General features: G+C 65.5%; 12 protein-coding genes. All 12 read left to right on the forward strand.

Annotated elements, in window-relative coordinates:
• The first annotated feature begins 26 nt into the window (after positions 1–26).
• The 12 genes from garD to AC1DJH_RS02925 all read left to right on the forward strand — a co-directional run bounded on the left by garD (position 27) and on the right by AC1DJH_RS02925 (position 14,395).
• Positions 27–1,601, forward strand: a complete 1,575-nt coding sequence (gene garD, locus AC1DJH_RS02870; RefSeq protein ID WP_478184641.1) for a galactarate dehydratase — start codon at positions 27–29, stop codon at positions 1,599–1,601.
• 28 nt (positions 1,602–1,629) lie between these two features.
• Entirely contained in the window at positions 1,630–2,391 is a 762-nt protein-coding gene (locus tag AC1DJH_RS02875) for an SDR family NAD(P)-dependent oxidoreductase (protein WP_435435543.1), read from the forward strand.
• Between the two features lie 79 nt (positions 2,392–2,470).
• Positions 2,471–3,448 carry a Bug family tripartite tricarboxylate transporter substrate binding protein gene (locus tag AC1DJH_RS02880; protein WP_478184642.1) on the forward strand — a complete coding sequence of 326 codons (978 nt, stop codon included), beginning with the start codon at positions 2,471–2,473 and terminating at the stop codon, positions 3,446–3,448.
• Complete coding sequence (locus AC1DJH_RS02885) at positions 3,445–4,524, forward strand: lactonase family protein (protein ID WP_478184643.1); 1,080 nt, start codon at positions 3,445–3,447, stop codon at positions 4,522–4,524. The genes AC1DJH_RS02880 and AC1DJH_RS02885 overlap by 4 nt, the downstream gene beginning before the upstream one ends.
• Before the next feature lie 53 nt (positions 4,525–4,577).
• The gene (locus AC1DJH_RS02890; protein WP_478184644.1) at positions 4,578–5,573 is read left to right on the forward strand and encodes a Bug family tripartite tricarboxylate transporter substrate binding protein; all 996 of its coding nucleotides are present in this window, start codon (positions 4,578–4,580) and stop codon (positions 5,571–5,573) included.
• Between the two features lie 127 nt (positions 5,574–5,700).
• Positions 5,701–6,552 (forward strand): archaetidylserine decarboxylase, encoded by an 852-nt coding sequence (gene asd / locus AC1DJH_RS02895; protein WP_478184645.1) that lies wholly within the window; start codon positions 5,701–5,703, stop codon positions 6,550–6,552.
• 189 nt (positions 6,553–6,741) lie between these two features.
• Complete coding sequence (locus tag AC1DJH_RS02900) at positions 6,742–7,203, forward strand: winged helix-turn-helix transcriptional regulator (protein WP_478184646.1); 462 nt, start codon at positions 6,742–6,744, stop codon at positions 7,201–7,203.
• A gap of 85 nt (positions 7,204–7,288) precedes the next feature.
• The gene (locus AC1DJH_RS02905; RefSeq protein ID WP_472117642.1) at positions 7,289–7,639 is read left to right on the forward strand and encodes an FKBP-type peptidyl-prolyl cis-trans isomerase; all 351 of its coding nucleotides are present in this window, start codon (positions 7,289–7,291) and stop codon (positions 7,637–7,639) included.
• 162 nt (positions 7,640–7,801) lie between these two features.
• The gene (gene grpE, locus AC1DJH_RS02910) at positions 7,802–8,374 is read left to right on the forward strand and encodes a nucleotide exchange factor GrpE (protein WP_472117644.1); all 573 of its coding nucleotides are present in this window, start codon (positions 7,802–7,804) and stop codon (positions 8,372–8,374) included.
• Between the two features lie 119 nt (positions 8,375–8,493).
• On the forward strand, positions 8,494–10,434 hold the full coding sequence (gene dnaK, locus AC1DJH_RS02915; protein WP_478184647.1) for a molecular chaperone DnaK: 1,941 nt from the start codon (positions 8,494–8,496) through the stop codon (positions 10,432–10,434).
• 109 nt (positions 10,435–10,543) lie between these two features.
• Positions 10,544–11,683, forward strand: coding sequence for a molecular chaperone DnaJ (gene dnaJ / locus AC1DJH_RS02920; protein ID WP_435435534.1), 1,140 nt, complete (start codon positions 10,544–10,546; stop codon positions 11,681–11,683).
• Between the two features lie 789 nt (positions 11,684–12,472).
• Complete coding sequence (locus AC1DJH_RS02925; RefSeq protein ID WP_435483317.1) at positions 12,473–14,395, forward strand: PrkA family serine protein kinase; 1,923 nt, start codon at positions 12,473–12,475, stop codon at positions 14,393–14,395.
• Positions 14,396–14,448: the final 53 nt, after the last annotated feature.

A 14,448-nucleotide genomic window follows, 5' to 3' on the forward strand; every position in this document is an offset into this window, starting at 1 on the left:
AGGACCGGCCAGCCAAGGAACCCACGATGTCAGAACCCATTCGTCCACCGCTCTACATCCGCATCCACGCCGCGGACAACGTGGCCATCGTCGCGAACGACGGCGGCCTGAAGGCCGGCGCGGTGTTCGCCGACGGCCTGGTGCTGGTGGACAACGTGCCCCAGGGCCACAAGGTGGCGCTCACCGACCTGGCCGAGGGCGACGCCGTCCGCCGCTACGACGTGGTGATCGGCTACGCGTTGAAGGCGCTGCCGCGCGGCAGCTGGGTGCACGAGCGCGTGATGCGCATGCCGACCGCGCCCGGGCTCGACGGCTTGCCGATCGCCACCGTCAAGCCCCCTGCCCTGCCCCCGCTGGAGGGCTATACCTTCGAGGGCTACCGCAATGCCGACGGCTCGGTGGGCTCGCGCAACATCCTGGCCATCACCGAGACCGTGCAGTGCGTGGCCGGCGTGATCGACTTCGCGGTGCAGCGCATCAAAGCCGAGCTGCTGCCCAGGTACCCGAACGTGGACGACGTGGTCGGGCTGGCGCACGGCTACGGCTGCGGCGTGGCCATCGACGCGCCCGACGCCATCGTGCCCATTCGCACGCTGCGCAACATCAGCCTCAACCCGAACTTCGGCGGCGAGGTGATGGTGGTGAGCCTGGGCTGCGAGAAGCTGCAGCCCGAGCGGCTGCTGCCACCGGGCAGCATTCCGATCGTCGACAAGCGCGGCGAAGCACAGGGCGACGCCGCGCTCGACGTGGTCTGCCTGCAGGACGACGAGCACATCGGCTTCATGTCGATGATCGACGCGGTCATGCGCCAGGCCGAGGTTCACCTCGCGCGCCTGAACGCCCGCCGCCGCGAGACCGTGCCCGCCAGCGAACTGGTGGTGGGCGTGCAGTGCGGCGGCAGCGACGCCTTCTCGGGCGTCACCGCCAACCCCGCCGTGGGCTTTTGCACCGACCTGCTGGTGCGCGCGGGCGCCACCGTGATGTTCTCGGAAGTGACCGAGGTGCGCGACGGCATCGACCAGCTCACCTCGCGCGCATCCACGCCGGAGGTGGCCGCGGCCATGATCCGCGAGATGGCCTGGTACGACGCCTACCTGGAAAAGGGCCGCGTCGACCGCAGCGCCAACACCACGCCGGGCAACAAGAAGGGCGGCCTGTCGAACATCGTCGAGAAGGCGATGGGCTCCATCGTGAAGTCGGGCTCCGCGCCCATCACCGGCGTGCTCGCGCCCGGCGAAAAGGCGGCGCAGAAGGGCCTGATCTACGCCGCCACGCCGGCCAGCGACTTCATCTGCGGCACGCTGCAGCTGGCGGCCGGCATCAACCTGCATGTGTTCACCACCGGCCGCGGCACGCCCTACGGGCTGGCCGAAGTGCCGGTCATCAAGGTCGCCACGCGCAGCGACCTGGCGCGCCGCTGGCACGACCTGATGGACGTGAACGCAGGCCGTATCGCCGACGGCGAGGCCAGCATCGAGGACGTGGGCTGGGAGCTGTTCCGCCTGATGCTCGACGTGGCCAGCGGCCGCAAGAAAACGTGGGCCGAGCGCTGGAAGCTGCACAACGCGCTGGTGCTGTTCAACCCGGCGCCGGTCACCTGACACACACCCTCACTCACGGAGCAACGACATGGAAGACCTCAAGGACAAGACCGCCCTCGTCACCGGCGCCAGCACCGGCATCGGCGCGGCAGTGGCCATCGCCTTCGCCGCGCGCGGCATGCGCGTGGCGGTGCACTACAACAGTTCGGTCGCCGAGGCCAACGAGGTGGTCGAGACCATCCGTGCGGCGGGCGGCGCCGCGGTGGCCGTGAAGGCCGACGTGCGCGACACGGGCGCGATCCGCGCCTGCGTGAAGCAGACGGTGGACGAATTCGGTCGCATCGACGTGCTGGTGAACAACGCCGGCAGCCTGGTCAAGCGCGTGCCCATCGCCGAGTTCGACGATGCGCTGTTCGACGAGGTGATGCACATCAATGCGCGCTCGGTGCTCGCGTACTGCCGCGAGGTGGTGCCGCTGATGCGCGCACAGGGCGGCGGCAACATCATCAACGTGACCTCGGTGGCGGCACGCACCGGCGGCGGGCCGGCCGCCTACCTGTACGCGGGCTCGAAGGGCTTCGTGAGCACGGTCACGCACGGCCTGGCGAAGGAGCTGGTGGGCGACCGCATCCGCGTGAACGCGGTGGCGCCGGGCGTCATCCAGACGCCGTTCCAGGACCGCTTCTCGACGCCCGCGATGCTGGAGAACTTTCGCGCCAGCATTCCGATGGGCCGCATCGGCGAGCCCGAGGAGTGCGTGGGCGCCTTCCTGTACCTGGCCTCCGAGCAGCTCTCGGGCTACGTCACGGGCCAGGTGATCGAGGTGAACGGCGGGCAGTACATGCCCTGACGCGCAAGGACAGCGAGGAAGCCCCAAGAGGAAAAAACCCGGGGCTGAAGGATCAGATCAACCACGGAGACAAGACATCATGAAAAGAAGCCAATTCGTTCGCGGCGTGGCCGCCCTCTCGGCCACCGCGGCCCTGTCGCTCGGCCTGGCCGCGCCGGCCACCGCGCAAGCAGAGTTTCCGAGCCGCACCATCGAGCTGCTGGTGCCCTACCAGCCCGGCGGCGGCACCGACGGCCTGGCGCGCGCCTTCTCGGAGGCCAGCCGCAAGCACACCTCGCAGAGCATCGTGATCGTCAACCGCCCCGGCGCGGGCGGCGCCATCGGCTGGACCGAGGTCATCAACGCCAAGCCCGACGGTTACAAGCTCGCGGTGCTCACCGTCGAACTGCTGACGCTGCCGCACCTGGGCCTGGCCAAGTTCAACTACGACGACTTCCAGCCCATCGCACAGCTCAACGCCGACCCCGCCGCCATCACGGTGAAGGCCGACGCGCCGTGGAACACCATCGAGGAGTTCCTGGCCGCCGCGAAGAAGTCGCCCGAGAGCGTGCGCGTGGGCAACTCGGGCAACGGCTCGATCTGGCACCTGGCGGCCGCGGCCCTCGAGGACAAGACCGGCGCCAAGTTCGGCCACATTCCGTTCCAGGGCGCCGCACCCGCGGTGCTGGCGCTGCTGGGCGGCCACATCGAGGCCGTGGCGGTGAGCCCGGCCGAGGTCACCACGCACGTGCAGGGCGGCAAGCTCAAGGTGCTGATGGTGATGGCCGACAAGCGTGTGAAGGGCTTCGAGAAGGTGCCCACCGCCAAGGAGCGCGGCATCGACCTGTCGATCGGCACCTGGCGCGGCCTCGGCGCGCCGAAGAACACGCCGCCCGAAGTGATGGCCAAGCTGCGCGAGATCACCGCGAAGACCGCCGCCGAGCCGCTGATGCACGAGGTGATGGACAAGCAGAACCTGGGCTACGTCTACACCGACGGCGCGGTGTTCAAGGAGACGCTGGCCAAGGACAACGTGTACTTCAAGCAGCTGATCACCAAGCTCAACATCAAGCCATGAGCCTTACCGCCGTGAAAGCGACGGTGGCGTCGCTGCTGTGCCTGGCCGCCATCGGCCGGGTCTCGGCGGCCACCTGGGTCTACGTGGCCAACGCCGACAGCCAGGAGATCTCGGTGCTCGAGCTCGACCGTGCCCAGGGCGCGCTCAAGCCGGTGCAGACGCTGAACGTCGGCGGCACGGTGATGCCGATGGTGGTGAGCCGCGACAAGCGCGTGCTGTACGCCGCGCTGCGCTCGCAGCCGTTTCGCGTGACCGCGCTGTCGATCGACGGCGCCACCGGCGAGCTGCGCAAGCTCGGCGAGGCGCCGCTGGCCGACAGCATGGCCAACATCGACCTGGACGCCACCGGCAAGTGGCTGTTCGCAGCCTCCTACCAGGGCGGCAAGATCTCGGTCAACTCGATCGGCAAGGACGGCGCGGTGGGCGCGATCCAGCAGCTGATACAGACCGGGCCGAACGCGCACGCCATTCACGCGGACGCGAGCAACCGCTTCGTGCTGGCCACCAGCCTGGGTGCGGACAACGTGTCGAGCTGGCGCTTCGACGCTGACAAGGGGCTGCTGTCGGCCAACGATCCGCCTTTGACGAACACCGCCGCGAAGTCGGGCCCGCGCCACTTCGTGTGGGACAAGGCGCAGCGCCACGTCTACCTGCTCGACGAGCTCGATGCGGCACTGCACGTGTACGCATGGGACGCCGCGCGCGGGACGCTCAAGCTCGAACAAAGCACCACCGCGCTGCCGGCCGGCTTTGCCGGCAAGCCCTGGGCGGCCGACCTGCACCTGACGCCGGACGGGCGCTACCTGTATGCCTCGGAGCGCACGTCGAGCACGCTGTCGGCCTTCAAGGTCGACGCCGCCACGGGGCAGTTGCAGCCGCTCGGCCAGACCGCGACCGAGAAGGGCCCGCGCGGCTTCGCGATCGACGCCACCGGGCGCTACCTGATCGCTGCGGGGCAGGAGTCGAACGGCGTCTCGATGTACGCCATCGACGCCGACACCGGCGCGCTGGGCAAGCCGCAGCACCTGGACGTGGGCAAGAACCCGAACTGGATCGAGATCGTCGACCTGCCCTGACCGGGCACGCGGACCCGCGACGCCACCACCCCCAACCATCAGGAGACATTCACATGCAACGCCGCACCCTCATTCGCACCGCCCTCGCCTCTTCATTGACCGCCGGCCTGCCGGCCGCCTTCGCGCAGAGCAGCAACAACTGGCCCACGGGCAAGGCCATCACCTACCTCGTGCCCTTTCCGGCCGGCGGCACCACCGACGTGCTGGGCCGGCTGATTGCCCAAAAGCTCGGCCCGGTGCTGGGCACGAGCGTGATCATCGACAACAAGGGCGGCGCCGGCGGCAGCGTGGGCTCCGAAGTGGGCTCGCGCGCGGCGCCGGACGGCTTCACGCTGGTGGGCGGCACCGTCAGCTCGCATGCGATCAACGTGAGCCTGTACCCGAAGATCGGCTACGACCCGATCAAGTCGTTCGCCCCGGTGACGCTCATCGGCACCAACCCGGTGGTGCTGGTGGTGAGCCAGTCGAGCCCCTACAAGACGCTGAAGGAGGTGATTGCCGCGAGCAAGGCCAAGTCGGGCGGGCTCTCGTCGGCCTCGGCCGGCACCGGCACCTCGCAGCACCTGGCGCTGGAACTGCTGGCCTTCAAGTCGGGCGTGAAGTTCACGCACATTCCGTACAAGGGCAGCGGCCCGGCCATCCAGGACGCGATCGGCGGCCAGGTCGACATGATGTTCGACACCACGGTGGTGGCGGGCCCGCACATCCAGAGCGGCAAGCTGCGCGCCATCGCGGTCACCTCCTCCAAGCGCCTGGCCTCGATGCCCGACGTGCCGACGGTGGCCGAGTCCGGCGTGCCGGGCCTGGAGAACTTCGAGGTGGCGTCCTGGCAGGCGATCTTCGTGCCCGCGGGCACGCCGGCACCGGTGGTCGACAAGCTGCACACCGAGATCCGCAAGATCCTTGCAACGCCCGAGATGCAGGACAAGCTCAAGGGCTTCGGCATGGAGCCGGCCGACCTGAGCACCACGCAGATCGCGGCGTTCCAGAAGGCCGAAGTGGAAAAGTGGGCGCAGGTGATCAAGGCGGCGGGGATCAAGGCCGACTGATCTTTGGCTGGGGGGCGCCGCATCCGAAGGCTTGGGGCCGCCCGAACCAAGGGAAGCTTCCTACGCGCGCGCCAGGGAGCGCTTTATAGAATGCCCCTCCAAATCCAGAATTCCAGGCCCTCCCCACGTGTCCGACCGCTCCGCTGTACTGCCCCAATACCTGTTCCCGAAACAGGCACTGACCAATTTCGCCGGCTGGGTCGCGGGCAAGGAGCGGGGCGCTGTCACGACGTGGATCATCCGGCGCTTCGTGGCCAAGTACGACGTGAACATGGGTGAGGCGCTCGAGTCGGACATCCATTACTACAAGAGCTTCAACCAGTTCTTCACGCGGGCGCTGAAGCCCGGCGCGCGGCCGCTGGCGCAGGCCGACCTGGTGTGCCCCGTGGACGGGGCCATCAGCCAGTTCGGCCCCATCGAGGGCGACCAGATCTTCCAGGCCAAGGGCCACAACTACACGACCACCGCGCTGGTCGGCGGCGACGCCACGCTGGCCGCCAAGTTCGCGCACGGCAGCTTCGCCACGCTGTACCTGAGCCCCAAGGACTACCACCGCATCCACATGCCCTGCGACGGGCGGCTGGTGCGCATGATCCACGTACCGGGCGACCTGTTCTCGGTGAACCCCACCACGGCGCGCGGCGTGCCCGGACTCTTTGCGCGCAACGAGCGCGTGGTGTGCGTCTTCGAATCGGCGCACGGCCCCTTCGTGCTGGTGCTGGTCGGCGCGACCATCGTCGGCAGCATGGCCACCGTGTGGCATGGCGTGGTCAACCCGCCGCGCGTGGGCGAGCTGCGCGAGTGGCACTACAACGACCAGCAGATCGACATCCGCAAGGGCGACGAGATGGGCCGGTTCTTGCTGGGCTCCACCGTCGTCATGCTGTTCCCCGCGCCGCCGATGGCGTTCAATTCCGACTGGTCGCCAGGCCGCGCGATCCGCCTGGGCGAAGCCATGGCCAATTACACCGGCGTGTGACGCCAATTTGTGAAGCTTTGTCTCACAACCCGCATGCAGCATGCCCTGACAGCTATAAAACTAGTAGCATCCTCTTCCTTTGCGCTATAGTCGCCGGCCAACGAGACGGTCCGTAAACCACCACAAGAAAACGAGACACCGGCCGGCCCTCAGGCAGGTGGCTCGTCCAGCTTCGAGGAGATGATGTCGATGAGTACCAAGGAAAACGCAGCCGTCAGCCAGTTGCTCGCCCTGCTCGAAGCCCGCTACGCGCTGCGCGTGCTCTGGGCACTGCGCGACGGCCATGCCCAGACCTTCCGCCTGCTGCAGGACAGCGTGGGCGGCATCACTCCCAACACGCTGAACACCCGCATCAAGGAACTGCGCGAGGCCGGCATCGTCGGCCACGGCAGCGATGGCTACAGCCTCACGCTCAGCGGGCAGGACCTGCTCAAGCGCCTGTCCGACCTGCAGGCCTTTGCCGGCAAATGGCAGTTGGGGCAGATCAAGAAGGCGGCGGCACCGGCGCCTGCCGCACCGGTCGCACCACCGGCAGCCCCCGCAGCCCCCGCTTCCCCGCCCGCCGCCCACGTGCCGGCCCCCTCCGCCGCACCCTCGACAGCCCCGGCGCCCGTGGCCGCCCCACCCGCCGACGACAGCGGCAACAGCTGACGCACGCCAAGGCGCCTCGCGCGGCCTCGGTAAACTCCCCGCCTTCGATCTCATTCACATCCATTCGACGCAAGGAGCGTTTCTCATGCCTACCACCCCCTCCGGCCTGCAATACGAAGACACCGAAGTCGGCACCGGCGCCGAAGCCAAGGCCGGCCAGCACGTGCACGTGCACTACACCGGCTGGCTCTTCAACGACGGCGTGCAAGGCGCCAAGTTCGACTCCAGCCGCGACCGCAACGACCCGTTCGCGTTCTCGCTGGGCGCCGGCCAGGTCATCAAGGGCTGGGACGAAGGCGTGGCCGGCATGAAGATCGGCGGCAAGCGCACGCTGGTCATTCCCGCGGCACTGGGCTATGGCGCCCGCGGCGCCGGCGGCGTGATTCCCCCGAACGCCACGCTGAAGTTCGACGTCGAGCTGCTCGACGCGCACTGAGCCTTCCCCGACATGGCTCCAAGGCCCGGTTCCGGGCCTTTTTCATGTCCGGGAGGCACTGAAACGGCCCTTTTCGATGCATTTTTTCGCTTGAAATGCCTTCGGCCAGCCCCAAGTGGCTGGCTACCGTTTGTTTTCCGGTTCGCGCCGGTTCTTTGAAAAATGTCTGACCCGCAACAATCCGCACAGAATTCGCAAATGCTGCAAGGCGAGCCCAGTCCCGAAGAACTGGAGGCTGCGCACGCCGCCAACGAAGCCGACGCCCTCGCCGCCCTGGCGCAGGCCCAAGCTGAACTGGCTGCCCTCCAGGCCAAGAACACCGAGCTGGCCGACCAGTACCTGCGCGCCCAGGCCGACGTGCAAAACGCCCGCCGCCGCGCTGACGACGAGATCACCAAGGCCCGCAAGTTCGCGGTCGAGGCGTTCGCCGAGAGCCTGCTGCCGGTGACCGACAGCCTGGAAGCCGGCCTTGCCATCAAGGACGCAACGCCCGAGCAGATCCGCGAAGGCGCCGAAGCCACGCTGCGCCAGCTGAAGAGCGCGCTCGAACGCAACAAGGTGATCGAAGTGGCGCCGGCCGCCGGCACCAGGTTCGACCCGCACCAGCACCAGGCCATCTCGGTGGTGCCCGCCGAGCAGGAACCCAACACCGTGGTGAGCGTGCTGCAGAAGGGCTACACCATCAACGAGCGCGTGCTGCGCCCGGCGCTGGTGACGGTCAGCGCGCCGAAGTAAGCGGATTGCACCCGCACACAAGATTCCCACAGGAAATCCCCGCTTCATCCCCTTGAATCGCGCCGGGTTATCCACAAGTTCATAACAACATATTTTTCAGGCTTTCAGGAGTAAAGAACATGGCAAAGATCATCGGCATCGACCTCGGCACCACCAACTCGTGCGTGTCGATCATGGAAGGCAACACCACGCGTGTGATCGAGAACTCGGAAGGTGCCCGCACCACGCCGTCGATCGTCGCGTACCAGGAAGACGGTGAAGTCCTGGTCGGTGCCTCGGCCAAGCGCCAGGCCGTGACCAACCCCAAGAACACGCTGTACGCGATCAAGCGTTTGATCGGGCGCAAGTTCGAGGAAAAGGAAGTGCAGAAGGACATCGACCTGATGCCCTACACCATCGCCAAGGCCGACAACGGCGACGCATGGGTCGAGGTGCGCGGCAAGAAGATGGCCCCGCAGCAGGTCAGCGCCGACATCCTGCGCAAGATGAAGAAGACCGCCGAAGACTACCTCGGCGAGACCATCACCGAAGCCGTGATCACGGTGCCGGCGTACTTCAACGACGCCCAGCGCCAGGCCACGAAAGACGCCGGCCGCATCGCGGGCCTGGATGTCAAGCGCATCATCAACGAGCCCACCGCTGCTGCCCTGGCCTTCGGCCTGGACAAGCAGGACAAGGCCGACCGCAAGATCGCCGTGTATGACCTGGGCGGCGGCACCTTCGACGTGTCGATCATCGAAATCGCCGACGTGGACGGCGAGAAGCAGTTCGAAGTGCTGTCGACCAACGGCGACACCTTCCTGGGCGGCGAAGACTTCGACCAGCGCATCATCGACTACATCATTGCCGAGTTCAAGAAGGAACAGGGCGTCGACCTGAGCAAGGACGTGCTCGCCCTGCAGCGCCTGAAGGAAGCCGCCGAAAAGGCCAAGATCGAACTGTCGAACAGCGCACAGACCGACATCAACCTGCCCTACATCACGGCCGATGCCTCGGGTCCGAAGCACCTGAACATCAAGCTCACCCGCGCCAAGCTGGAAAGCCTGGTCGACGAGCTGGTCGAGCGCACCATCGCCCCCTGCCGCCTGGCCATCAAGGACGCCGGCATCAGCGTGAGCGACATCAACGACGTGATCCTGGTCGGCGGGATGACCCGCATGCCCAAGGTGCAGGAAAAGGTGAAGGCCTTCTTCGGCAAGGAACCGCGCAAGGACGTGAACCCCGACGAAGCCGTGGCCGTCGGCGCCGCCATCCAGGGCCAGGTGCTCTCGGGCGACCGCAAGGACGTGCTGCTGCTCGACGTGACCCCGCTGTCGCTGGGCATCGAGACCATGGGTGGCGTGATGACCAAGATGATCACGAAGAACACCACGATCCCGACGAAGTTCGCACAGACCTTCTCGACGGCCGAAGACAACCAGCCGGCCGTGACCATCAAGGTGTTCCAGGGCGAACGCGAGATCGCCTCGGGCAACAAGGCGCTGGGCGAATTCAACCTCGAAGGCATTCCGCCGGCATCGCGCGGCACGCCGCAGATCGAGGTGAGCTTCGACATCGACGCCAACGGCATCCTGCACGTGGGCGCCAAGGACAAGGGCACCGGCAAGGAAAACAAGATCACCATCAAGGCGAACTCGGGCCTCTCCGAAGACGAGATCCAGAAGATGGTGAAGGACGCCGAGCTCAACGCCGAAGACGACAAGAAGAAGCTCGAGATCGTGCAGGCCCGCAACCAGGGCGAGGCCATGGTGCACAGCGTGAAGAAGTCGCTGGGCGAACATGGTGCAAGCCTGGAAGCCGCCGAGAAGGAAGCGATCGAAGCCGCGATCAAGGACGTGGAAGAAGCCCTCAAGGGTGAAGACAAGGCCGTGATCGAGGAAAAGACCAACGTGCTGATGACCGCCAGCCAGAAGCTCGGCGAGAAGATGTACGCGGAATCGCAGGCCGCTGCCGCCGGTGCTTCGGCCGCTTCGGGCCCGGGTGGCGCGGAAGCTGCTGCGCATGCGCAGGCCGACGACAACGTGGTCGACGCCGAAGTCAAGGAAGTCAAGAAGGGCTGATTCCCAGCCCCTTGCACAAGGCTGGAACACCTGAAAAGGTGCTCCAGCCTTTCTCGCTTCCGAGCCACCCGAGTTCCTGCTGCTTCCCTGATCTGTTGAGCGACCTGCCATGGCCACCAAACGCGACTATTACGAAACCCTCGGCGTCCCCAAGAACGCGAGCGAGGAAGAAATCAAGAAGGCTTATCGCAAGCTTGCGATGAAGCACCACCCGGACCGAAACCACGGCGACACCAGCAAGGACGCCGAGGCCAAGTTCAAGGAGGTGAAGGAAGCGTACGAAATGCTGTCCGACGGACAGAAGCGCGCGGCCTACGACCAGTACGGCCACGCGGGGGTGGACCCCAACATGCGCGGCGGCCCAGGCGCGGAAGGCTTCGGCGGCTTCGCGGAGGCCTTCGGCGACATCTTCGGCGACGTGTTCGGCGGCGCCCGCGGCGGGCGTACCAGCAGCGGGCGCCAGGTGTTCCGCGGCAGCGACCTGAGCTATGCGATGGAAATCACGCTCGAGGAAGCCGCGGAAGGCAAGACCACCGAGATCCGCATTCCTACCTGGGACGAGTGCGACACCTGCCATGGCTCCGGCGCCAAGCCGGGCACCAAGCCGATCACCTGCACGACGTGCCACGGCGCGGGCGCGGTGCAGATGCGCCAGGGCTTCTTCAGCGTGCAGCAGACCTGCCCCACCTGCCACGGCAGCGGCAAGATCATTCCCGAGCCCTGCACCGTGTGCCACGGCCAGGGCAAGATCAAGCGCAACAAGACGCTCGAAGTGAAGATCCGCGCGGGCATCGACGACGGCCAGCGCATGCGCGTCACGGGCAGCGGCGAGCCCGGTGTGAACGGCGGCCCGCCGGGCGACCTGTACATCGAGATCCGGCTCAAGAAGCACGAGATCTTCGAGCGAGACGGCGACAACCTGCACTGCGTGGTGCCCGTGAGCATGACCACGGCGGCGCTGGGCGGCGAGATCAACGTCCCCACCCTCAAGGGCGCCGCGGCCATCGACATTCCCGAAGGCACGCAAAGCGGCAAGCAGTTCCGTCTGCGTGGCAAGGGCATCAAGGGTGTGAACTCGAGCTACCCGGGCGACCTGTACTGCCATGTGCGCGTCGAGACGCCGGTGAAGCTCACCGAGCACCAGCGCAAGGTGCTGAAAGAGCTCGACGAGTCGCTCAAGAAGGGCGGCGAGAAGCACAGCCCGACCGACAAGGGCTGGTTCGACAAGGCGAAGGAATTCTTCAGCTGAGCCAGTGGCGCCAGTGCCGGGGCGGGCTTGTCCGCCCCCGAGCACCAAAGGCGTGCAAGGATAGGGCCGACTCCCTGTTTCTGACGCGTCGGGCGATGGCGCAGCGCGTTACGCCCCCTTTCTCTTCTGACATGTAACACCAGGGACCCCATTCCTGATGGTTGCATCGTCTTCCCGGAAGGGCCGCTCCGCGGCCCTTTTGCACGTCTGGTGCTTCAGTGCGGTGCAGTCGCGTGCCTGGACAGTCCTCGTTGCACCGAGAGTGCACCTTTCGCACCGTCTCTGAGCACGTCAGGCTGCATCCGCGCCGCGTTCCACCGCGTACAAGCCCTGAGACGCTCCTGCAGAAGTGGCGCGAGGATTGCTTTTATATTTTTTTCGGATGTGCAATAAACCAAACGGCAGGTCGCGCGTTATTGAAGAAGACACCTTTTTTATTGAGCGCGCAGGCTCAATAGGCGGTGCTTTCCCGGAGAAACATAAAAATGGACGATAGCCATTCGTCATAGGCGTTTCACCCGGGGAGAATTACGAAAGCGAGCTTTTGAATTTAACTGAAATTTGAAAAATCGTTCTGCGTTTTTCGAGGAACTTTACTCAGCGACGTGGTTCTGATTTAACAAATGATTTGCCAGGTTCAATCTTTGCTTTATGCTGATTGTTAGCAGAATGTTGTAAGGGGAGTTTTCCGCGGCATGCAGTCAAGGGCAGGCACACCTCCAAAGTTGCGCATCGCCTCAGCTGCAGGCTTTCGGGCCAAAAGCCCACTGTCTTGATGGAGGCGTGACCATGGATGTGATCAGCAACTTTGCCGCCCGCTACGAGCGAACCCGCGAGGAAGTCATCTCGCTGCAGGAGTACCTGGACACCTGCAAGCGAGACCGCACGGCGTATGCCACGGCCTCGGAGCGCATGCTCAAGGCCATCGGCGAGCCCGAACTGGTGGATACCCGAAACGACCCGCGTCTTTCGCGCATCTTCGCCAACAAGGTCATCAAGATCTATCCGGCGTTCAAGGAGTTCTATGGCATGGAAGAAGCCATAGAACAGGTGGTGTCCTATTTCCGCCACGCCGCGCAGGGGCTGGAAGAAAAAAAGCAAATCCTTTACCTGCTCGGACCGGTCGGCGGCGGCAAGAGTTCGATCGCGGAGCGCCTGAAGCAGCTCATGGAACACGTGCCGTTCTACGCCATCCAGGGCTCGCCGGTCAATGAATCCCCGCTCGGCCTGTTCGACACGATCGAAGACGGCGAGATTCTTGAAAAGGAATACGGCATTCCCCGCCGCTACCTGAACCGAATTCTCTCGCCCTGGGCCGTCAAGCGGCTCGAGGAGTACGGCGGGGACATCCGCCAGTTCAAGGTCGTCAAGCGCTACCCGTCGGTGCTGCGGCAGATCGCGGTGGCCAAGACCGAGCCCGGGGACGAGAACAACCAGGACATTTCCTCGCTAGTCGGCAAGGTGGACATCCGCAAGCTGGAGACCTATGCCCAGGACGACCCGGACGCCTACGCCTACTCCGGCGGCCTGTGCCTGGCCAACCAGGGGCTGCTGGAGTTCGTGGAAATGTTCAAGGCGCCCATCAAGGTGCTGCACCCCCTGCTGACCGCCACCCAGGAAAGCAACTTCAAGGGAACCGAAGGCTTCGGCGCGATTCCGTTCGACGGCATCGTGCTGGCCCACAGCAACGAGAGCGAGTGGAAGGCCTTCCGCAACAACAAGAACAACGAGGCTTTCCTCGACCGGATCTACATCGTCAAGGTGCCCTACTGCCTGCGCGCCTCCGAAGAAATCAAGATCTACGAGAAGCTGGTGCGCAACTCGTCTCTGGCGCAGGCGCCCTGCGCCCCGGGAACGCTGCGCATGATGGCCCAGCTCTCGGTGCTCACCCGCCTGAAGGAGCCGGAGAACTCCAGCACCTTCAGCAAGATGCAGGTCTACGACGGCGAAAGCTTGAAGGACACCGACCCCAAGGCGAAGTCGATCCAGGAGTACCGCGACTACGCGGGCGTGGACGAAGGCATGAGCGGTGTATCGACCCGCTTCGCCTTCAAGATCATCTCGAAGGTCTTCAACTTCGACAGCTCCGAAGTGGCCGCGAACCCGGTGCACCTGATGTACGTGCTCGAGCAGCAGATCGAGCGCGAGCAGTTCGCCCCCGAGGTCGAGCAGAAGTACATCAGCTACATCAAGGAGCTGCTGGCGCCGCGCTATGCCGAGTTCATCGGCAAGGAAATCCAGACCGCGTATCTGGAGAGCTACAGCGAGTACGGCCAGAACATCTTCGACCGCTACGTGACCTACGCCGACTACTGGATCCAGGACCAGGAGTTCCGCGACGTGGACACCGGCGAGGTGTTCGACCGGGCCTCGCTCAACGGCGAGCTCGAGAAGATCGAACGCCCGGCGGGCATCGGCAACCCCAAGGACTTCCGCAACGAGATCGTCAACTTCGTGCTGCGCGCGCGGGCCGGCAACAGCGGACGCAACCCGGCATGGACCAGCTACGAGAAGCTGCGCTCGGTGATCGAGAAGAAGATGTTCTCCAACACCGAAGAGTTGCTGCCGGTCATCAGCTTCAACACCAAGAGCAGCGCCGACGAGCAGAAGAAGCACGAGGACTTCGTGACGCGCATGGTCGAGAAGGGCTACACCGCCAAGCAGGTGCGCCTGCTCTGCGAGTGGTACCTGCGGGTGCGCAAGAGTTCATAGCGCATAGATAGCCACGGCGCCGCCCAGGCCGTTCTCCCCTCTTCCTTGCAAGG

It is taken from the genome of Variovorax sp. 10N412, assembly GCF_056394985.1.

Excerpts from the sequence above, each read along its gene's own strand:
- garD (WP_478184641.1), top strand. The coding sequence starts at position 27 with ATGTCAGAACCCATTCGTCCACCGCTCTACATCCGCATCCACGCCGCG.
- AC1DJH_RS02875 (WP_435435543.1), top strand. The coding sequence starts at position 1,630 with ATGGAAGACCTCAAGGACAAGACCGCCCTCGTCACCGGCGCCAGCACC.
- AC1DJH_RS02880 (WP_478184642.1), top strand. The coding sequence starts at position 2,471 with ATGAAAAGAAGCCAATTCGTTCGCGGCGTGGCCGCCCTCTCGGCCACC.
- AC1DJH_RS02885 (WP_478184643.1), top strand. The coding sequence starts at position 3,445 with ATGAGCCTTACCGCCGTGAAAGCGACGGTGGCGTCGCTGCTGTGCCTG.
- AC1DJH_RS02890 (WP_478184644.1), top strand. The coding sequence starts at position 4,578 with ATGCAACGCCGCACCCTCATTCGCACCGCCCTCGCCTCTTCATTGACC.
- AC1DJH_RS02900 (WP_478184646.1), top strand. The coding sequence starts at position 6,742 with ATGAGTACCAAGGAAAACGCAGCCGTCAGCCAGTTGCTCGCCCTGCTC.
- AC1DJH_RS02905 (WP_472117642.1), top strand. The coding sequence starts at position 7,289 with ATGCCTACCACCCCCTCCGGCCTGCAATACGAAGACACCGAAGTCGGC.
- grpE (WP_472117644.1), top strand. The coding sequence starts at position 7,802 with ATGTCTGACCCGCAACAATCCGCACAGAATTCGCAAATGCTGCAAGGC.
- dnaK (WP_478184647.1), top strand. The coding sequence starts at position 8,494 with ATGGCAAAGATCATCGGCATCGACCTCGGCACCACCAACTCGTGCGTG.
- dnaJ (WP_435435534.1), top strand. The coding sequence starts at position 10,544 with ATGGCCACCAAACGCGACTATTACGAAACCCTCGGCGTCCCCAAGAAC.
- AC1DJH_RS02925 (WP_435483317.1), top strand. The coding sequence starts at position 12,473 with ATGGATGTGATCAGCAACTTTGCCGCCCGCTACGAGCGAACCCGCGAG.